Source organism: Microbacterium sp. Leaf436 (assembly GCF_001424715.1).
Taxonomy (GTDB): Bacteria; Actinomycetota; Actinomycetes; order Actinomycetales; family Microbacteriaceae; genus Microbacterium.
Window position 1 is genome coordinate 798391 of the sequence record NZ_LMRB01000001.1, and the last position, 20513, is coordinate 818903.

Annotated in this window: 14 protein-coding genes; 3 read left to right on the plus strand and 11 right to left on the minus strand. The window is 71.7% G+C overall.

Features of this window, described 5'->3' with window-relative positions; translation table 11 throughout:
* Positions 1 to 25: 25 nt before the first annotated feature.
* The 4 genes from ASG45_RS03760 to galT all read right to left on the minus strand — a co-directional run bounded on the left by ASG45_RS03760 (position 26) and on the right by galT (position 4892).
* Positions 26 to 1489 carry a carboxylesterase/lipase family protein gene (locus tag ASG45_RS03760; RefSeq protein WP_055832895.1) on the minus strand — a complete coding sequence of 488 codons (1464 nt, stop codon included), beginning with the start codon at positions 1487 to 1489 and terminating at the stop codon, positions 26 to 28.
* Between the two features lie 4 nt (positions 1490 to 1493).
* A complete protein-coding gene (locus tag ASG45_RS03765) occupies positions 1494 to 2483 on the minus strand; it encodes a hypothetical protein (protein ID WP_055832896.1) in 990 nt (329 codons plus the stop codon).
* A 79-nt stretch (positions 2484 to 2562) separates the two neighbouring features.
* Positions 2563 to 3726 (minus strand): galactokinase, encoded by a 1164-nt coding sequence (gene galK, locus ASG45_RS03770; RefSeq protein ID WP_055832897.1) that lies wholly within the window; start codon positions 3724 to 3726, stop codon positions 2563 to 2565.
* Positions 3723 to 4892 carry a galactose-1-phosphate uridylyltransferase gene (gene galT, locus ASG45_RS03775; RefSeq protein WP_055833271.1) on the minus strand — a complete coding sequence of 390 codons (1170 nt, stop codon included), beginning with the start codon at positions 4890 to 4892 and terminating at the stop codon, positions 3723 to 3725. Before galT ends, galK begins: the two co-directional genes overlap by 4 nt.
* A gap of 56 nt (positions 4893 to 4948) precedes the next feature.
* Here galT and ASG45_RS03780 point away from each other — a divergent pair, with 56 nt between their 5' ends.
* A complete protein-coding gene (locus tag ASG45_RS03780; protein WP_156459351.1) occupies positions 4949 to 5914 on the plus strand; it encodes a LacI family DNA-binding transcriptional regulator in 966 nt (321 codons plus the stop codon).
* 390 nt (positions 5915 to 6304) lie between these two features.
* On the opposite strand, the gene ASG45_RS03785 is transcribed toward ASG45_RS03780, so the two are convergent.
* The 6 genes from ASG45_RS03785 to ASG45_RS03810 form a co-directional block, all read right to left on the minus strand.
* Entirely contained in the window at positions 6305 to 7945 is a 1641-nt protein-coding gene (locus ASG45_RS03785; RefSeq protein WP_055832899.1) for a sensor histidine kinase, read from the minus strand.
* Between the two features lie 124 nt (positions 7946 to 8069).
* Positions 8070 to 9806: a glycoside hydrolase family 35 protein gene (locus tag ASG45_RS03790; protein ID WP_055832900.1), complete on the minus strand. Its 1737-nt coding sequence runs from the start codon at positions 9804 to 9806 to the stop codon at positions 8070 to 8072.
* A gap of 15 nt (positions 9807 to 9821) precedes the next feature.
* Complete coding sequence (locus ASG45_RS03795; protein ID WP_055832901.1) at positions 9822 to 11342, minus strand: alpha-N-arabinofuranosidase; 1521 nt, start codon at positions 11340 to 11342, stop codon at positions 9822 to 9824.
* 70 nt (positions 11343 to 11412) lie between these two features.
* The gene (locus ASG45_RS03800; RefSeq protein WP_191925466.1) at positions 11413 to 12771 is read right to left on the minus strand and encodes an ABC transporter substrate-binding protein; all 1359 of its coding nucleotides are present in this window, start codon (positions 12769 to 12771) and stop codon (positions 11413 to 11415) included.
* Positions 12772 to 12861: 90 nt separating this feature from the next.
* A complete protein-coding gene (locus tag ASG45_RS03805; RefSeq protein WP_055832902.1) occupies positions 12862 to 13800 on the minus strand; it encodes a carbohydrate ABC transporter permease in 939 nt (312 codons plus the stop codon).
* The gene (locus tag ASG45_RS03810) at positions 13797 to 14720 is read right to left on the minus strand and encodes a carbohydrate ABC transporter permease (RefSeq protein WP_055832903.1); all 924 of its coding nucleotides are present in this window, start codon (positions 14718 to 14720) and stop codon (positions 13797 to 13799) included. The genes ASG45_RS03805 and ASG45_RS03810 overlap by 4 nt, the downstream gene beginning before the upstream one ends.
* A 111-nt stretch (positions 14721 to 14831) precedes the next feature.
* Here ASG45_RS03810 and ASG45_RS03815 point away from each other — a divergent pair, with 111 nt between their 5' ends.
* Positions 14832 to 15878, plus strand: a complete 1047-nt coding sequence (locus ASG45_RS03815) for a LacI family DNA-binding transcriptional regulator (RefSeq protein WP_055832904.1) — start codon at positions 14832 to 14834, stop codon at positions 15876 to 15878.
* 208 nt (positions 15879 to 16086) lie between these two features.
* Here the strand turns inward: ASG45_RS03815 and ASG45_RS03820 are convergent, their stop codons facing one another.
* On the minus strand, positions 16087 to 16530 hold the full coding sequence (locus tag ASG45_RS03820) for a GNAT family N-acetyltransferase (protein WP_235561558.1): 444 nt from the start codon (positions 16528 to 16530) through the stop codon (positions 16087 to 16089).
* Positions 16531 to 16895: 365 nt separating this feature from the next.
* Here ASG45_RS03820 and ASG45_RS15820 point away from each other — a divergent pair, with 365 nt between their 5' ends.
* Positions 16896 to 20498, plus strand: coding sequence for a glycoside hydrolase (locus ASG45_RS15820; RefSeq protein WP_082516436.1), 3603 nt, complete (start codon positions 16896 to 16898; stop codon positions 20496 to 20498).
* Positions 20499 to 20513: the final 15 nt, after the last annotated feature.

Here is a 20513-nt window from a genome sequence, read left to right on the forward strand (position 1 = left end):
CCCGCACCTGCGGGCGAGCGGAACGTCAGACCAGCGGAGTCACCTCGGCGTAGGCGTCGAGCTCGACGGGTGGGACGGCTGCCGGAGCGTCGAACACGCGTGCGCGTCGGGACGCGGCATCCCAGGCCGGCCACCCGGGATCGCCGTCGCGCACCAACGCGATCGCGGCACCGTGCAGCTGGGCGGCCAGGTCGGAGGGCGGTGCGATCCCGGCGATGGTCGTGACCCCGTCGGCGTCGAGGTGGTCGAACCAGAATGGGACGTCGAGGCAGTGGCAGGCGACCCCGAGCTTCGGCGACGGCGACCGCCAGGCGAAGCGGTACACCCACGTGGCCGCACTGCTCCGCGCTCGCGCGACGCGGAGCACCGTCGCGCGGATCACCCGATCCGACGCGTAGCCGCCGAGCACCGCCGCGGCCCCGCGCCGCCGTGCGCGCGCGAGATACGCCCGACGTCTCGAACGGCCGAGCCCCAGGACGGCCAGGGCGAACGGCACCGGGACGAGGCGCAGCACTTGACGGAACCTCGCGGTCAGCATGGTGAACTCGTCGTCGGTCGATCCGATGAGGAGCGGCACGTCGGCGGCCACCCCGTCGGCGAGGGCGTCGAGCGGATGCCGCGGCACCAGGTCGCCGTCGATCACCGGGCCGATCGGCAGCCCGTCGTCGAGCAGCGCGGTGATCGAGGCCAGAACATGCCCGCGCTCCGGGGTGCCGGCCGCTTTCTGCAGGACGACGAGCCGTTCTTCCGGCAGCGACGCGAACCCCCGCCGATCGGCCGTGACGCCGCCGAGCGCGGCGACGCGGTCGGCGAAGCGTCGCGCCTGGTCGGCGTGCACCGCGCCGATGGCGGGCGAGAGGGCCAGGGCGGCGTGGAAGAGTCCGGATGCCGCGGGGCTCGTCATCAGCGCGAGCACCGACCCGCCGCCCGCCGACTGCCCCGCCACGGTCACGCGGGAGGGGTCGCCCCCGAACGCGCGGATCTCGTCGCGCACCCATTCGAGGGCGGCGATCTGATCGCGCAGGCCCCGGTTCGCGGGAGCGCCGTCGATGAGTCCGTATCCGTCGAATCCGATGCGGTACGAGATCACGACCGTGACGACCCCGTCGCGCGCGAACGCGTCGCCGTCGTACCAGCGGCTGGCGGGAGACCCCGAGGTGTAGCCCCCGCCGTGGATCCACACGAGCACGGGGAGGGCGGCATCCGGGGTCGCGTCGACCGGAGCGAAGACGTTGACGTTCAGCGTCGCGTCTCCGGGCACGCTCGGCTCGGGGATGAGGGTGATGCCCGCGTCGCCGCGCTGGGTGGTGGGGCCGTACGCCGTCGCGTCGCGTTCGCCTTCCCAGGGCTCGACCGGGGTCGGCGCGGCGAAGCGCAGGTCCCCGACGGGCGCCTGGGCGAACGGGATGCCGAGGAACACGGCGGTGGGCCCGCGTCGGAACCCGCGCACCGCCCCTCTCGAGGTCACGGCGAGGGGAGCGGCATCCATCCCCTCATCCTGCCGCGTCGCGCCCGTCCCCCGCACGCGAGGTGCCCGAAGCCCCGTCCCACCACCGCAGCACGCGCAGCGCGAAGAACGTCAGCCACCGTGACGGCTCGCCGGCGGGCACGTCGACGGGGAACCACTCCCGGCCCTCGGGCGGATACGCCTGATGCCAGGTGCCGTCGGGGTCGCGCGAGGCCCGCACCCGGTCGATCGCATCGGCGAGACGGGGGTCGGGCTCGTCGCCGTCGTGCAGCGCCGCGGCGCGGAAGTGGTCGAGCGCGCGCAGCGCGCTGTAGCGGAAACGGAAGGGATAGCCCAGGTGATGCGCCCAGACGTGCCGCTCGCCGGTGGACAGGCGGTGGAGCAGACGCCGTTCGAGCAGGTACTCCTCGGCCGCCTTGCGCGCGGCGTGCAGCTCGGGCGTTCCGCCGGTGCGCCACTCGTCGTCGAGGATGCCGATGACGGAGTTGATCGTCGAGTGGAACGACGACCGGGTCGACCCCTCGACCCACTCGCAGTTCCACCCGCCGTCGGGCAGCCGGTGGGCGACGAACCAGGCCCGGATGCCGTCGACGTCGGCTCCCAGCCACGCTCCGCTCGCGAGCGTGAACGCGTTGATGCACGCATCGACCTCGCCGTGCCAGAAAGGACGGCCCTCGTACTCCCAGCGGGCGTTGCGCTCCAGGAGGCCGGCGGTGTCGGGGCGCAGGGCCGTGGCATCCACGCCCCATTCGCGCAGGCTCATGAGCGACCACGACGTGGCCGTCCACGGCTGCGGCTCCTGCCCGGTGAAGTCCGCCGGGAAGTGCGCGCCACCGGCCCAGAGCCCGTCGTCGCCCTGGGCGGCGAGCAGGCGTGCGCCGAACCCCTCGTGGGCGACGCGGGCGCGGGTGGCCCGCCATCGCTCCTCGGGTGCGTCCAGCAGATCGCGCTCGACCTTCCATCGCAGGCTCGGGTCGCTGTCGGCCAGCCAGGCGCGCACGTCGTCGTCGTTCATGGTCCCTCCCGGTTGTCGGCAGGGTACGCCCGCGGCCCGGGGTGCGTACAGGCCCCTGCCACCACCCGCGGCAGGGTCGTCACGCGTCGCGGCGCGCGCCCTCCGACGGGGTCACCGTGAAGATGTTCGGAGCGCGGAACCCGGATGCCGCGAACGCGGCGCGCACGGCCTCGGTCGCCGCCGGGAGGAGGTCGGTGGAGATCAGCGCGATCGCCGCTCCGCCGAAGCCTCCGCCGGTCATGCGGGCGCCCAGGGCGCCCGAGGCCAGCGCCGTCTCGACGGCCAGGTCGAGCTCGGGGACCGAGATCTCGAAGTCGTCGCGCATCGAGACGTGCGAGGCGGTGAGCAGGTCGCCGATGGCGGAGGGACCGTCGGCGTCGAGGGCGGCGACGGTGTCGAGCACGCGCTGGTTCTCGGTGACGATGTGCCGCACGCGGCGGAAGGTCACGTCATCCAGGATCTCTGCGGCGCGGGGCAGGTCGTCGACGGTGAGGTCGCGCAGTGCCGGCACGCCGAAGGCCGCGGCGCCCTTCTCGCACGAGGCGCGGCGTTCGCGATAGCCGCCCGAGGAGTGCGCGTGCTCGACCAGCGTGTCGACGACGAGGATCGACAACCCCGCCTCGGCGAACCCGAGCGCCACGGGGCGGGTCTCGAGCGTGCGGCAGTCGAGGAAGGTCGCCGCGTCCGCGACGCCCAGCATCGAGGCCATCTGGTCCATGATCCCCGTCGGGGCGCCGACCGCGTCGTTCTCGGCCACGCGGCCGACCCGGGCGAGGGCGACCTTGTCGAGCCCGGCGCCCCACACGTCGTCGAGGGCGGAGGCCACGGCTCCCTCGATCGCGGCCGACGACGACAGTCCGGCTCCGACGGGGACCTCCGACGCCAGGGCGAGGTCGACGCCGCGGGTCACGGCATCCGGGGCCGCCCGCCGCAGCGCCCACGCGACGCCCAGCGGGTAGCCCGCCCAGTCGAGGCCGCCGGCGGCGATGCGCGCGTCGAGGTCGGCGAGCGACACCTCCACGGTGTCGTCGGAGAAGGTCGAACGCACGCGGATCAGGTCGTCGTCGCGCAGGGCCACGGCGGCGGCGGTGCGCTGGGCGATCGCGAAGGGGAAGACGAAGCCCTCGTTGTAGTCGGTGTGCTCGCCGATGAGGTTGGCGCGACCGGGGGCCGACCACACTCCCGCTAGGGGGCGATCGGTCAGCGTGGCGAGAAGGATGCGGGCGTCGTCGACGGCGGTCATGCCGTCACCTCCGGAACGGTGTCGAGGGCGGCGCGCAGACGCTCGGCCTGCGACTCGGGGGTCACGTCGCCGATCCAGGCGCCCATGGCGGCCTCGGATCCGGCGAGGTACTTCAGCTTGTCGGCGGCGCGGCGGGGCGAGGTGATCTGCAGGTTGAGGCGTACGGCTTCGCGTCCGCGCCCGACCGGGGCCTGGTGCCACGCGGCGATGTAGGGCGTGGGGGTGTCGTACAGCGCATCGATGCCGCGCAGCAGCCGCAGGTAGAACGGGGCGAGCTCGTCGCGCTCGGCGTCGGTAGTCTCGGCCAGGTCGGCGACGTGGCGGTGCGGCAGCACGTGCACCTCGACGGGCCAGCGCGCGGCGAAGGGCACGAACGCCGTCCAGTGCTCGCCCCGCAGCACGACGCGGTCGCCGGCCGACTCGAACTCGAGGATGCGCTGGAACAGATCGTTCGAGCTCCGCGAGATCGTGTCGAGCAGGCGGTGCGTGCGCGGGGTGACGTACGGGTAGGCGTAGATCTGCCCGTGCGGGTGGGCGAGGGTGACCCCGATCTCCTGCCCCCGGTTCTCGAACGGGAACACCTGGCGGATGCCGGGCAGAGCCGACAACGCCGCCGTGCGGTCGGCCCACGCTTCGATCACGGTGCGGGCGCGGGTGCGCGAGAGCGAACCGAACGAGCCCTCGTGCGCGGGGCTGAAGCAGACGACCTCGCAGCGACCGACCGAGGTGCGGGTGCGACCGAGTCCGAGGTGCTCGAGGTCGTCGTCGCCGCGCGGCGGGTCGACGGCGGCGGGAACGTCGCCGAGCGCGACGTCGAGCGCGGGACCGAACGACGGGGACTTGTTCTCGAACACCGCGACGTCGTAGAGCGACGGGATCTCCGATGGGTTCGTCGGCGTCTGCGGCGACAGCGGGTCGAGGTGCGCGGGGGGCAGGAACGCGCGGTTCTGGCGGTTGGATGCCACGGTGATCCAGTCGCCGGTCAGCACGTCCTGGCGCATGGTGGCGGTGGTCGGCCGCGGGTCGAGCGTGCGGGCGTCGACCGAGCGCTCGGCGCCGAGCGTGGTGCCGGGATCGTCGAAGTAGATGAGCTCGCGGCCGTCGGCGAGCAGCGTCGGGCGCTTGACGACTCCGGCGCCGAGAGGCACCGCGGAGGGGGTGTGCATGTTCACGATAACACGCTACAACGCGGCCATGCTATCGTCAACATCGAGGGAGAATCATGCGCGTATCCATGGCCGACGTGGCCGTCCGGGCCGGGGTCTCGGCGCAGACGGTGTCGCGCGTGGCCAACGGCAGCCCCCGGGTCGATCCGGCCACCCGCGCCCGCGTCGAGAAGGCCATGGCCGATCTCGGCTACCGCATGCACCGCGCCGCCCGCGCCCTGCGCACCGGCCAGACCTCGACCATCGGCCTCGTCGTGTCGACCCTCGCCTCGGTCGGCAACTCCCGCATGCTGCAGGCGATCTCCGAGGCGGCCGCGGCCCGCGACTACGCCCTCGCCGTCGTGACGGTCAAAGAACGCGGCATCCGCGACGCCTTCGCCCGGCTGCGCTCGCAGGGCGTCGACGGCGCCGTCGTGCTGAACGAGGCGACCGAGTTGGCGCGCGACGTCGAGCCCCCGGCCGACCTGCACCTCGTCGTCGTCGACTCCCCGCCCGACCCGCGCTTCTCGATCGTGCAGACCGACCACGCCGCCGGGGCGCGCGCCGCAACAGAGCACCTGCTGTCGCTCGGCCACGACACCGTGCACCACCTGGCCGGTCCGGTGCGCTCCTTCGCTGCCGCCGAGCGCGAGCGCGGGTGGCGCGCGGCCCTCGTCGAGGTCGGCGCCACCGTGCCCGAACCGGTCCGCGGCGATTGGACCTCGGCCTCGGGCCACCGCGCCGCGCGCGCGCTCGTCGAGGCCTCCGCCGTCTTCGTCGCGAACGACCAGATGGCCCTCGGGGCGCTGCGGGCCTTCGCCGAGGCGGGACGGCGCGTGCCCGACGACGTCGCCGTGATCGGTTTCGACGACATCGTGGATGCCAGCGAATACCGGCCCCCGTTGAGCACCGTGCGCCAGGACTTCGACGCCCTCGGCGTGCGTGTCGTCGTCGCGCTGATCGCGGCGATCGAGGGCGGCGAGCCGGTGGCGGAGTCGGTGCCGACCTCGCTGGTGGTGCGCGAGAGCAGCGTCGCGGGCTGAGACCGTCGCGCCCGTCGCGCCCCGGCTGCCGGGCAGCGGCCGGGGCCGGGTCGCGTGTGGGGCGCGATCGGTGCGGCGGGGCGGTCACCGTGCGCCCCGGTGCACGGAATGCGCCCCAAACCTGCTGAACCCGCCGCGACTGCCCGCTGCGCCTGCCCGCCCCGCCCGCGCCCGCCCCGCCCGCGGCGCCCCGCCCGCGCGCCGCGCCTGCCGCGCTGTAGCCGGTGCCGGGCCGCGTGTGGGGCGCGATCGGTGCAGCGGGGCGGTCGCCGTGCGCCCCGGTGCACGGAATGCGCCCCAAACCCGCCCCGCCCGCCCGCCCCGCCCGCCCCGCCTGCCTGCCGCGCCTGCCGCGCCTGCCGCGCCGGCCCGCCCGCCGGGCGGGGGCGCTCAGGCGGCCGGGGCCGTCGCGGGCAGGTCGAGGGTGACGGTGGTGAACTCGCCGGGCACGCTGTCGATGTGCACCGTGCCGCCGTGGGCGAGGGCGATGGACCGCACGTTCGTGAGACCGAGCCCGAAGCCCTGGATCTCGCGCGAGCGTGCGAGCGGGGTGCGGTAGAAGCGGTCGAACGCACGGCGCTGCTCGGCGCGCCCGATGCCGGGCCCGGTGTTGGTCACGGCGATACGCACCCGTCCCTCGCAGACCCCGTGGGCGACGGTGATGGGGCGGGAAGGGATGCCGAACTTCACGGCGTTCGTGAGCAGCTCGCGAATCGCGACCACGAGCTGGGCGCGGTCGGCATGGGCGAGCGAGGGGCCCGTCGAGGTCGTCTCGATCGTGTGCGCGTGCGTCTCGGCGAGCGAGGTGACACCGCGCACCGCCGCGGCCACAACATCGACCAGGTCGACGGAGGCGGGACGCAGGGTCTTCTCGCTCTCGCCCGCGGCGAACAGCTCGCCCACCCGCTGCGTCAGGTCGGCGGTGCGCCGCGTCGCGACGTCGACGTAGCGGCGCAGGGTGACATGCTCGGGGTCGATCGCCTCATCGATGAGGTCGAGGAACCCGGTGATGCTCGTGAGCGGGGTGCGCAGCTCGTGCGAGACGGTGTGCAGGAACTCCTCGCGCACCTCGATCGCCTCGGCGAGCTCGGTGACGTCGTGAATCACGACGACCGTTCCGAGGATGCGCCCGTCGGGTCGCCGCAGTCGGCTTGACGAGACGAGCACGGCGGCCTGCGACCCGGCCGCTCCCCACCACTGCAGCTCGTCGACGACGGCCTCGCCCGACAGGGCGCGGGGGAGGACCTGCGCCCGAGGGGGGATCGGCGTCGCGCGATCGGCGGCGAGCACGTGGGGTCCCGCGAACGGGCGGGTGTCGAGGTCGAACCCGCCCAGCTCGGCGAAGCGGTGCGCGCGGGTATTGGCGACCTCGAGCTGATCGGTCGGTCCGTAGAACGCCACCCCCGCGCTGACGGTGTCGACGATGGCGCTGGCGACGGTCTCGGCATCCCGTGCCTCCTCGAGGGCGGCGGCCTGTGCGCGATACGAATCGGCGAGGCGCCGGGAGTTGCGGCGGAGGTGCCGCGCGGCCACGAACACGATGACCGCGACGCCGACGATGAAGGTCGGCAGGGTGACGACGGTGACCCATTCGACGGCGTTCGCGGGCCACGCGCCCACGTAGGCGAAGCGGAACGAGGTGATGAACCCGGCCCCGAATACGGCGACCGCCATGCCGTACCAGGGGAAGCCGTAGGCGAGCCACAGCACGGGGAAGATCGCGAGGATCGTGACGCTGGGAAAGAGCGCGAGCAACTCGGCGCGCAGCAGGGCGACGGCGAGCAGGTCGAGACCCGCGACCGCCATCATCCACGCCAGGGGGAGGCGCTCCCACGGCACGACGAGCGCCGCCAGGGTCGCGACGAGGGTGACGGCGAGGCCGGCGACGACGACCCCGGTGGTGGCGATCGACGGGACCGCGAGACCGGCGACGCCGACGAGGAACGCCACCCCGAGCGTGAAGGGGAGCTGAGCCCGGAGGAAGACGCGGAACCGCCCCCGCGGGCTGACTTCCATCTCGAACAGCGGCACCGTCGTTTCCCCACTTCCGCTCGACGAGAGAGGCCTTCTCTGACCGTACTTCACCGGGAGCGCGGGGAAGTGGACCTGTCGTGTCGACCGGTCCGTCGCGTCGCGCGGACGTCGGCCGCGCGACCTACTCCTCGAGCGGCCCGAGCGACGGTGCCGTCACGAACCGTGCCACGGGCTCGAGCACCTGCTCGAGCTCGAGCACGACGATCTCGTTCGCGCCGGCCCGGGTGACGGGGGCGGGCACGTACATCGTGTTCTGCGGGACGGTGCGCCAGTACCGGCCGAGGAAGAACCCGTTGACGAAGGCGTAGCCCTTTCCCCAGGCCGCGGTGTCGAGGAAGAGGTCGGCCGGAGCGTCGAGCGAGAAGGACCCGCGCAGGGCCGAGCGGCCCACGACGCCCGAGTCCGAGCCCGAGCGGGCGGCCGCGATGGCCGTCACCTCGATCGGGGTCGAGGTCCACCCGGTGAGCGGCTGCCCGTCGATGGTCACGTCGCCGATGAGCCCCTTGGCCTCGCCGAGACGATCGGCGTAGTTCACGCGTCCCTGGTCTTCGACGAGCACCGTGAGGTGCGCGCCCGCGGGGATCGTGAGGGCACGCTCGTGCAACGACCGCGACAGTCGCCCGACCGGCACGCCGTCGACCTCGACCCACGCGAGGTCGCGCACCTCGCCGAAGACGAGGACCCCCGCTGCGTCATCGAACGCGGGCAGGTCGACGTCGTAGCGCACGAGTGCGCCGAGGTGGCCGAGCTGCTCGAAGCTGGCGGGGGCGTCGGTGATCGCGGCCTCGCCGGCCTCCGGCATCCACTCGCCCTCGCCGGTCAGGGCGACCTCGAGCGCGGGGGCCGCCGCACGCTCGGCGGGCACCTCGCCCTCGACGGGGGCGTACCGGGCGATGACCTCGCGGAAGGCATGGAACTTCGCCGTCGGGTGGCCCGACTCGTCGATGGGCGCGTCGTAGTCGTATGAGGTGACGATGGGATCGAAGCGGCCCTTGTCGTTCGCGCCGTTCGTGGTGCCGAAGTTCGTCCCGCCGTGCACCATGTAGATGTTCACCGAGGCGCCCGCCGCCAGCAGCACGTCGAGGTCGTGGGCGGATGCCGCGGGGTCGGTGGTGTGGTGGATGCTGCCCCACCAGTCGAACCACCCGTCCCAGAACTCGCTGCACATGAGCGGGCCGGTGGGCTGGTGTTCGCGCAGCGTCGTCAGACGCTCCTCGGAGCGCGAGCCGAACGAGCCGGTGAGGTGCAGCTCGGGCAGGCTCCCGGCCTCGAGCATCCAGGGCATCGGCTGGTCGACGGTGGTCAGCGGCACGGTGATGCCGGCGTCCTTCGTCACCCGCACGAGCTCGCGCAGGTACTCCTTGTCGGAGCCGTACGCGCCATACTCGTTCTCGATCTGCACGAGCACCACGTTGCCGCCGCGGTCGATCTGGCGGGGAGCGACGATCTCGTACACGCGGCGCAGGTACTCCGTCACCGCCGCGACGAACTGCGGTTCGGAGCGACGGATGCCGATCCCCGGCGTCGAGGTGAGCCACACCGGCAGCCCGCCGTTGTGCCACTCGGCGCAGATGTAGGGCCCGGGGCGCACGATGGCGTGCAGGCCCGCGTCGGCGATGAGGTCGAGGAAGCGTCCGAGGTCGTTGGCCCCGGTGGCATCCCATTCCCCCTGCACGGGCTCGTGGGCGTTCCACGCCACGTAGGTCTCGATGGTGTTGAGGCCCATGGCCTTGGCCGTGCGGATGCGATCCGCCCAGTGCTCGGGGTGGATGCGGAAATAGTGCAGCGTCCCCGAGATGACCTGGTGCGGTCGCCCGTCGAGCAGGAAGTCGGTCTCGCCGATGGTGAAGGTCGTCACGGTGTCTTTCGGGTGTCAGTCGACCAGCCGCGCGCGGATGCGCGCCCAGGCCAGGGCGGGGAGGGTCAGGCGCAGGATGCCGTCGTCGCCGACGCTCACGGGGAGCTCGGCGGGGGCGACGGGTTCGGCGTCGGCGGAGTTAGTGGTGTGGCGGTCGCCGCCCGCGGGGATCGTGACGACGACCGCCTCGACGTCGGCGACGGTGCCCAGATCGAGCGCGACCTCGGTGGGGGTGTCGAGGTCGCGGTGGGCGAGGAACACCGACACGTGGTCGCCGTCGATCGTGGCGACCGCGTCGACGGCGTCGACGGTGCCGTGGCGGGCGGTGTCGATCGTGGCGCCCTCGACGAGGGGGACCACGACTCGGCCCGATGCCGCTTCGGCGGTGAGCTTGAAGGGGTGGAACGTGCTCTGGCGCCAGACCGCTCCGCCGTCGGGCTCGGTGCGGATCGGGCCGATGACGTTGACGAGCTGGGCGAGGTTGGCCATCGACACCCGCTCCGACCGGCGGATGAGGGTGATCAGCAGCGAGCCCACGACGACGGCATCGGTCACGGTGTAGTCGTCTTCGATCAGGCGGGGGGCGATCGGCCAGTCGCCGGTGAACACGCGCGGCTTGTCGACCTCGTTCCACCGCGTCTGGTTCCACACGTTCCATTCGTCGACGCTGATGCCGACGGTGCCCCCGTCGGGGGTCGTGGCGCCGACCTCGTCGATGATGTCGGCGACGTCGCCGATGTAACGGTCGAGAGCGGCGGAGCTGGCGAGGAAGCTCGCCGGGTCGGCCGGGTCTTCCTCGTAGTACGCGTGCACCGAGATGTGGTCGATGAGACCGGCGGTGTGGGTGAGCACGCCGCGCTCCCAGGCGCCGAACGTGGGCATCTCGTGGTTCGAGCTGCCGGCGGCCACCAGCTCGACGGTGGGGTCGAGGAAGCGCATCATGCGGGCGGTCTCGGCGGCGAGGCGGCCGTACTCGTCGGCGGTCTTGTGGCCGATCTGCCAGGGGCCGTCCATCTCGTTGCCCAGGCACCACAGGCGGATGCCGAAGGGCTCGTCGCGGCCGTTCGCGCGGCGTCGTTCGCTGAGCGCGGTGCCGGCGGGGTGGTTGGCGTATTCGAGCAGGTCGGCGGCGTCGGCCACCCCGCGCGTGCCCAGATTTACCGCCTCCATCAGCTCGACACCGGCCGCGTCGGCCCAGGTGGCGAATTCGTGCAGACCGACCTGGTTGGTCTCGGTGCTGTGCCACGCGGCATCCAGCCGCACCGGTCGGTCGGCGCGGGGGCCGACGCCGTCTTCCCACCGGTAGCCCGACACGAAGTTGCCGCCGGGGTAGCGCACGACGGTGGCGCCGAGCTCGCGCACCAGCTCGAGCACGTCGGCGCGGAAGCCGTCGGCGTCGGCGGTCGGATGCTCGGGGGAGTGGATGCCGTCGTACACGCAGCGGCCCATGTGCTCGACGAACGAGCCGAACAGGCGGCGGGGGACGACGGCTCCGACAGAGGTGCGGTCCACGACGATGCGGGTGGGGGTGCTCATGGGTTCTCCAGGCGGGGGAACGGGTGGGGCGGGCCGCATGCGAACGATGCGACCCGCCCCCGGGAACTGCTTACTTGTTGACCGAGAAGCCCTGGTCGTTGCCGTACTGCACGAGCTGGTCCTGCCAGGCGGTGAGGCCGGCGTTCAGGTCGCTCTTGTTGGCGTAGGCCTGGCCCACGGTGTCGCCGTAGATGCTGTTGGCGTACACCTGGAACGGCAGGTAGCTCCAGCCCTCGCGCACCTCGCTCGAGGCCTGCGTGAGCACCTGGTTGATCTGCTGCCCACCGAAGTACTCCGACTCCTTGTCGACGAAGGCGGGGTCGCTCAGCTGCGCGGTGGTCGAGGGGAATCCGCCCGACTCGGCGAAGATCTGCAGGCTCTCCTCGTCGTTGTTCAGCCACTTGAGGAAGCCGGCTGCCAGAGCGGGGTTCTTGCTCTGCTTGGTGACGGCCTGGCCACCGCCGCCGTTCTCCGACGTCACGGCCGTGCCGTCGTAGGTCGGGATCGGGGCCACGGCCCACTTGCCCGCGCCGTCGGCGACCGAGGACTCCAGCACACCCGGCATCCAGGCGCCGATCACGAGCGAGGCGATCGAGCCGTCACCGAGGCCCTTGAACCACTCGTCGCTCCAGCTGGGGGTGTCCGAGATGAGGCCGCCCTCGATGAGGCGGTTCCAGTTGTCGGCGAACTTCTTCGAGCCGTCGTCCTGCAGGTCGATCGCGACGTCGGTGCCGGCGTCGCCCGAGGTCGTGAAGGGAGTGCCCCCGGCCTGCCAGATCATGCTCGTGGTGAAGCCCGAGTCGCCGGTGTCGGCGGTGATGAACTTGGTGGGGTCGGCGGCGTTCAGCTTCTGCGCTGCGGCGTAGTACTCGTCCCAGGTGGTGGGCACGGCGATGCCGAACTGATCGAAGACCTCTTTGTTGTAGAACAGGGCCATAGGGCCCGAGTCCTGCGGGAGGCCGTAGATCTTGCCGTCGAAGTCGACGGAGCCCCAGGTGCCGGTGCTGTAGTCGTCCTTCAGGTCGGCGAAGCCGTACGACGACAGGTCGACGAGCGAGTCCGAGAGCGCGAACTGGGGGAAGGCGTAGTACTCGATCTGCACGACGTCGGGGGCGCCCGAGCCGGCCTTGATCGCGTTCTGGAGCTTGGTGTACTCCTCGGTGTTGGTGCCCGCGTTGACGTAGTTCACCTTCACGTTGGGGTACTTGGCCTCGAAGGCGGCGACCTGCGCCTCGGCCGAGGGGGTCCACGACCAGTACGTGAGCTCGCCGCCGGCCTCGAGGGCCTTCTCGATGTCGTCGGCGGTGCCGGCGGCGGCGCCGCCGCCGGCGTTGCCACCCGAGCAGGCGGTGAGCGCGCCCACCGTCAGGGCGGTGGCGGCGACGGCGAAGACGGCCCGCCGGGCGGTGCCAGAACGCATGAATGTCATCGGATTCCTCTACTTCGTTGTTGTGGATGTGGTGCGGGTGCAGACGCGGTGCCCCGAGAGGGGCGCGCGCGTTCAGGGGGAGTCAGGGGGTCATTGCTTGACGCTGCCGGCGCTCAGGCCCGACTGCCAGAAGCGCTGCAGCAGCAGGAAGGCGGCCACGATCGGGATGATCGACAGCAGCGCTCCGGTGATCACGAGGTTGTAGATGGGCTGCGCGCCGACGCCGGTGGCCTGCGCGTTCCACTGGTTCAGGCCGACGGTGAGCGGGTACCACTGCGGGTCGCTCAGCATGATCAGGGGCAGGAAGTAGTTGTTCCACGTCGCCACCACCGCGAACAGCAGCACCGTGACGATGCCGGGGGTGAGCAGTCGGATCGAGATGGTGAAGAACGTGCGGAACTCGCCCGCGCCGTCCATGCGGGCGGCCTCGAGCAGCTCGGTGGGGATGGCGTCGGTCGCGTAGACCCAGATGAGGTACAGGCCGAACGGGCTGATGAGCGAGGGGATGATGATCGCCCACGGGGTGTTCGTGATGCCCAGCTGGCTGAACAGCAGGAAGGTGGGCACCGCCAGCGCCGTGCCGGGCACCGCGATCGCGCCGAGCACGACGGCGAACACGGCCTTGCGCCCCCGGAAGTTGTACTTCGCCAGGCCGTAGCCGGCGAGCGTGGCCAGCAGCGTCGCCCCGCCGGCACCGACCGCGACGTACAGCAGCGTGTTGCCGAGCCACCGCAGGAAGATGCCGTCGCGGTAGGTGAGGGTCTGCGCGATGTTGTCGAAGAGCGCGAAGCTGTTCCCGGGACCGAGCCCGAAGGTGGTGAACAGGTCGGGCTGGGTCTTGGTGGCGTTGATGACCAGCCACGCCAGCGGCACGAGCGTGTACAGCAGGTACAGGCCCATGACGATGCCCAGCACGATCGACTTCTTGCCCTGGGTGGGCGAGGTGCGGGCGAAGCGGCGGCGGCTGCCGCCGGCACGCGGGGCGGTCACCGAGACGGTGTCGGTGCGGGGTGCGGTCGCGGTGGTCATCGCGCCTCCTGACGTGAGCCGCGCAGCTGCACGACGTAGGCGATGACGGCGGTGATGACGCCCATGATGATGGCGATCGTGGCCGCGTAGTTGTACTGCTGGCCGGCGAACGAGAGGTTGTAGGCGTACATGTTCGGCGTGAAGAACGTCGAGATCGTGTTCGGGGCCAGCGGCTTGAGGATGTTCGGCTCGTTGAAGAGCTGGAAGCTGCCGATGATCGAGAAGATCGTGGCGATGACCACGGCACCGCGGACCGCCGGGATCTTGATCGAGAAGATCGTGCGCCAGGCGCCCGCGCCGTCGATCGAGGCCGCCTCGTACAGCTCGCCCGGAATGGTCTTGAGTGACGAGTAGAAGATGAGCATGTTGTAGCCCACGAACTGCCAGGTCACGATGTTGCCGATCGACAGCAGCATCCACTCGGGGAGGAACGGCTGGACGACGTTCCCGCCGAGCAGGTCGTTCAGGTTGCGGGTCAGGCCGAACTGGTCGCCGTAGATGTATCCCCACATGAGCACGGCCACGACGGCGGGCACCGCGTAGGGCAGGAAGATCACCATGCGGTAGAAACCGGCGGCGTGCAGGCGCGCACTGTCGATCGCGAGGGCGGCCGCGAGGGCCAGCACGAGCATGATCGGCACCTGCACGACGAGGAAGATCGAGACGCGGCCCAGGCCGTCCCAGAACTTCTCGTCGCCGAAAGCGGTGACGTAGTTCTCGAAGCCGACGAACGCGTTGCCGCCGACCAGCTGGTCGCGGAACAGGCTGAGGTAGATCGAGTACGCCAGGGGGGCGAGGAACACGAGCGCGAACACCACGGCGAAGGGGGCGACGAACAGCCAGCCGCGGTCGTCGATTCGGGTGCGCCGTTTGCGCCGCGGGGTGCGCAGCGCGGGCGGGGGTGCCGCGGTGGTCGTCATCGTCCAGTGCCTCTTCTTTGATGCGCATTCGAGCCGGGCGGCCGGAATGTTGACGTAAACATAACTCGACCCCCGCTAAGGTGTCAACGTCAACATCCCGAGGGGGCAGGCATGAGCGAGACGACGACGGCGTCGACCGCGACACCGGCGCGAGAGCGACGGCGCGAGGTGTCGATGGCCGATGTGGCCGCCGCCGCAGGGGTGTCGGGCCAGACGGTGTCGCGCGTGGCCAACGGCCGCACCAACGTCGATCCCGATACGCGTCAGCGCGTCCTCGACGCCATGGCGTCGCTCGGCTACCGCCCCAACAGTGCGGCGCGAGCGCTGCGATCGGGCCGGTTCCGCAGCATCGGCGTGATCATGTTCTCGCTGAGCTCCTACGGCAACACGCGCACGCTCGATGCGCTCGCGTCGATGGCCGCGGCATCCGGGTACTCCATCACCCTCATCACCGTGCACTCGGCCTCGCAGTCCGACGTGTCGGGGGCGTTCTCGCGTCTGCGCGAACACGCCGTCGACGGCGTGGTGATCCTGATCGAGACCCACCGCCTCGGCGAGAACGAGTTGTCGCTGCCCACCGGACTGCCCGTGGTGGTGGTCGACTCGAGCGCCGACTACCCGTACGCGGTCGTCGACAACGACCAGGCGCAGGGCGCCCGTCTGGCCACCGAGCACCTGCTCGACCTCGGTCACGCGACCGTCTGGCACGTCTCGGGACCGCCGGAGTCCTTCGCCGCCGAGCGTCGCCGTCACGCGTGGCACGCCGCCCTCGAGGACCGCGGATGCCGTGTGCCCGCGGTGCAGATCGGTGACTGGACCGCCGACTCGGGGCATCGCATCGGCGCCGCCCTCGCGCACGACACCGCCGTCACGGCGGTGTTCGCCGCGAACGATCAGATGGCGCTCGGCGTGATCCGCGCCCTGCACGAGGCCGGCCGCGACGTGCCGGGCGACGTCAGTGTCGTCGGCTTCGACGACATGCCCGAGGCGGCCAACTTCTGGCCTCCGCTCACCACCGTGCGCCAGCGCTTCGAGCGCGTCGGTGAAGAGGCGATGAGCGCGTTGATCGCCGACATCGAGGGCACCGGGGGAGAGCACGCCCGCACGCTCGTGCCGACGTCGCTCGTGGTGCGCGCGAGCTCGGGTCGCCGCGGCTGAGAGCGCCCTCCTCGTGCCGGGGGACGGGGGAAGAGCGGTGTCGTGGTGAACGCTCGTGACGAGACGGCCGACACGATCGAACTGCGTTTCACCGACGATGGGCCGCGTTATCGCGTCGAGCCGGCGAGCGAGCTGTGGGGGTGGGCGACGTCGCTCACGACGGCCCCTGAGGGCGTCGTGCGACCGCGGTGTGAGGGCAGTCGGGATCTCAGTCGTGCACGCGCGCCTGGGTGGCGTGGATGGGGAGCTCTCCCGCTGGGCGAACAAGGGCCGTCGGCCCGGGGTCGGTGAACCCGAACTGCTCATAGAGGCCGTGCGCGTCGCTCGTGAAAAGCGTCCAGCGGAAATGAGCGCCGGGGCCGTCGTCGATCATGGCCTTGACGATCCTCTTACCCAGACCGTTTCCGCGATGCTCCTCCAGCACGATGACGTCGGCAAGATACGCAAAACCGAGGCCGTCGGACACGGCGCGAGCGGAGCCGACCTGCTCGCCGCTTTGCGCGTCGTAGGCCCCGATCACTCGCCACGCCTCACGAATCTGAGTGGCGACGTCTTCTCGGCTGCGCCATTTCCCCCAGTAAGCCTCGCGCAGCGCACCCCAGACCATGTCCGTGTCGACACGGTCTCGGTCGTCGTCAACGAGGTAGCTCACCTTGGCACTTTAGAACGGGTTCAGCCGTCCGTCATCACGCGGGTTCCCCTTGGCTCGAACGGCTCGCCGCCGTTGTGCCGGACTTCTCCTCGAGCAACTTTCTCCGTGATCGCGTCGTTGGCGAACGTGCTCAGGATGGGGGCGCTCTCGAGTCGCTGTAGGACGAGCATCGCGGCGCGGGTGCACCCCGAGCCCTCCAGGTCCTCGTCGGTCGCGCCTCCCCTCATCACTCACATGAGGATCGTTCGGTGTCGAAAGTCGTTGCGCTCGTCGCCGGGGCTCGCCTAGGCTCGGTGTTGACGTCAACATGTTGACGTCAACATCCCCCCACAGGCCGCATCGGAGCGGCCGGAACGGAACCGACGATGACGTCTCGTGTCCTGTCCTTCACCTGCGCCGCGGCCCTGGTCGCCGGCGCCCTGACCGTCGGGTCGGCCTCCGCGCCGCCCCCCGCGCGCGCGGCCGACGACCCCGCGGCCGTGCGCATCACCCCGAATCCCGCGTCGGCCACCGAGGCCTTCGAGGGGTGGGGAACCAGCCTGGTGTGGTTCGCCAACGCCACCGGCAACTACCCCGCCGACGTGCGGCAGAAGCTCTTCGACGCCGTCTTCGGCGACGAGGGGCTGAACCTCAACATCGCCCGCTACAACGTCGGCGGCGGCAACGCCTCCGACGTGCCGCCGTACCTGCGCCCGGGTGGTGCGGTGCCCGGCTTCTGGAACCCCGAGCTGCCCGCGACCGACGCCGAGGGCGAGATCACCTCGACCTACGCCGACCGCGACCGCTACCGCGAGGCGTGGAACTCCGACGACCCGACCCACTACGACTTCTCGGCCGACTCGGCCCAGCGCTGGTGGCTCGACGCCCTGAAGGACAAGGTCACCCACTGGGAGGCCTTCAGCAACTCGCCTCCGTACTTCCTCACCGACAGCGGCTTCGTCTCGGGCGGGATCAACGACGCCACGAGCGAGCAGCTCGCCCCCGCCGACATGGACGCCTTCGCCGGGTACATGGTGAGCGTCGTCGACGAGCTCGAGAGAGCCCACGGCATCCGCTTCGACACCATCGACCCCTTCAACGAGCCGAACACGAACTACTGGCAGACGCAGATCCCCGAGGGCGCGACCTGGCCCACGGGCGGTCGCCAGGAGGGCGCGCACATCGGCCCCGAGCGTCAAGACGAGATGATCGGCGCGCTCGCCGAGCGCCTCGCCGCCGGATCGACCACCACGGATGCCGTGATCTCGGCGATGGACGAGACCAACCCGGGCATCTTCGCCACGAACTGGAACACCTGGTCCGAGGCGTCGAAGGATGCCGTCGACCAGCTGAACGTGCACACCTACGGCACGGGCGGGCGACCCGTCGTCCGCGACATCGCCAAGGCCTCCGACAAGCCGCTGTGGATGAGCGAGGTCGAGGGCAACTGGACCGACACCGACCGCGGCTTCGTCACCGACGACATCGAGAACGGACTCGGCATGGCCTCGCACATCGTGGGCGACCTGCGCGAGCTCGAGCCTGAGGCGTGGGTGTTCTGGCAGCCCGTCGAGGACCTGTACAACATGGAGAAGGTCGAGAAGCTCAACTGGGGCAGCGTCTTCATCGACTTCGACTGCAACGCCCAGGGACTCTCGGAGCGGCGCATCGCCGACGGTGACGCCGACCCCAGCTGCCAGGTGCTCACGAACGAGAAGTTCAACACCGTGCGCAACTTCACGCACTACATCCAGCCCGGCGACCGGCTCATGGCCACCGACGACACGAACTCGACCGCGGCCATCGACGCCGACGGACAGGGCGCGTCGATCGTGCATGTCAACGCCGACGATGCCGAGCAGGTCGTCGAACTCGACCTCCGCGGCTTCGGCGAGATCGCCGCGGGCGCGACGGTCACCCCGATCGTCACGACCCAGTCGACCGCTGACGAGCCCACCGTCAACGCGCTCCGCGCCGGCGACGCCGTGGCCGTGGACGCGGCATCCGGGATCGCGACCCTCACCGTGCCGGCGAAGTCGGTCGTCACGTTCGAGGTCGACGGCGTCTCGGGTGTGGCCGCGGACGCTCCGGCGTTCCGCGACCAGGACCGCGTGCAGCTCGTCGGCGTGCAGAGCGGACTCGCCCTGCAGGGCGGGTCGGCCCTCACGATCGACGAGGATGCCGCGACCCCCGAGGCCGCGAGGGCGCAGGGCTGGACCGTGCGCACCGTCGACGGCGCCGGGACGAACCGCCATCGCTTCACCCTCGAGAACGGCGACGGGCTGTTCCTCGGTTCGCGCGACGGGGCGACCGCCCTCGTCGACACCGACCCCGCCACCGCGGCGGCCGACCCGGCGACGCAGTGGATGGGCTCGACCCTCGACGGCTCGACGTACTCGGTGCTCAATGTCGCGGCCGAGCGCGTGCTCGACGTGGGCGGCGAGAGCCGCGAGCCGGGCGCCGGCGTGGGGCTGTGGACCTCGAACGGCGCGGGCAACCAGACCTGGCGTCTCGTGAGCACCACCGCCGTCGCGAGCGACCCGGTCTCGGTGGCGACCCCGGTGGGCACGGCTCCCGTCCTGCCCGAGACCGTCACGGTCCGCTACGCCGGGGGAGTGGGGCGCACGGCCGCCGTCACCTGGAACACCGACGGGCTCGATTTCGGGTCCGCCGGCACCGTGACGGTGCCCGGAACGGCCACCGAGGTGTTCGGCGCCACCGTCGAGGCCCGCGCCGAGGTCGAGGTGGGGGCGTTCACCGCCACCCGCCCCCGCTCGGTGACGGTCGTCGCGGGCAGCGCCCCGGCCGCCGTGCAGGCGCAGGCCGACGACACCGTGCTCGCCGAGATCCGCCCCTCGGGCGAGGGATACCCGGTTCCGGTCGAATGGGCCTGGGGCGACCTCGACGACGACGCCTTCGCCGAGCCCGGCACGATGGACGTCGCCGGTGCGACCGACGACGGGCTCGACGCGCGTCTGACGGTCATCGTCACGGCCGCCGTCGACCGCAACGTCGCACCCGACAGCACGCCCTCGGCCACGTACACCGAGACCGGCTACGGGGTCGAGCGCACCATCAACGGCGACCCGTCCGACAAGGGCTGGTCGAACTGGCGATCGGATGCCAAGAACCCCCGCGACACCCTCGGCTACGCGCTCGCCGCCGACGAGACCCTGCGCGGAGTCTCCGTGCAGTTCTATCGGGACGGTGGCCCGAGCTGGGCCGACACCGTGCGCGTCGACCACCGCATCGACGGCGGCGCATGGGTCGAGGGCGAGCCGGTCGCCGTGCCGGTGCCCGAGGCCGGTGCCCCGAGGGTCGAGGTGCCCGTCGAGGGTGCCCGTGCCGATGAGGTGCGGGTCGTGCTCGAGGCGCGCGAGAACGAGCACATGATCGTGTCGGAGGTCGAGATCCTCGCCGACGCCCCCGCGCCGGCCGGCCTCGCCGACCTGGCGCGCCTGACGGTGGGCGACGAGCCGGTGCCCGGCTTCGACCCCGTGGTCACGGAGTACTCCTCGACGGTCGAGGGCGACGCGCTGCCGTCGCTGTTCGCGCTCGCCATCGATGAGGACGCGGTCGTCGAGATCACGCAGCCCCGGGATGCCGCGGGCGTCGGCACCGTGCGGGTCACCGCCCCCGACGGCACGGTGCGCACCACCACGGTCACCGTGACCCTGGCCGAGCCGGGCACCCCCGGTGAGCCGGGGACGCCGGGTGAGCCGGGGACGCCGGGCGAGCCGGGGACGCCGGGCGAGCCGGGGACGCCCGGGAATCCCGGCGCTCCGGGTCAGCCGAGCGCTCCGGGTCAGCCGAGCGCTCCCGGTCAGCCGGGCGGCGGCGACGCGGGTCAGGGGCAGAACCCCGACGGCGGGGATCTGGCATCCACCGGTCAGGACACCGCGGGGATGACGGCCCTGTCCGCCGCAGCGCTGCTGCTGCTCGCCCTCGGCGCGGGCGTGCTGGTGGCCCGCCGCCGGTCCCGGGCCTGATCCCGGGCGCGTGAG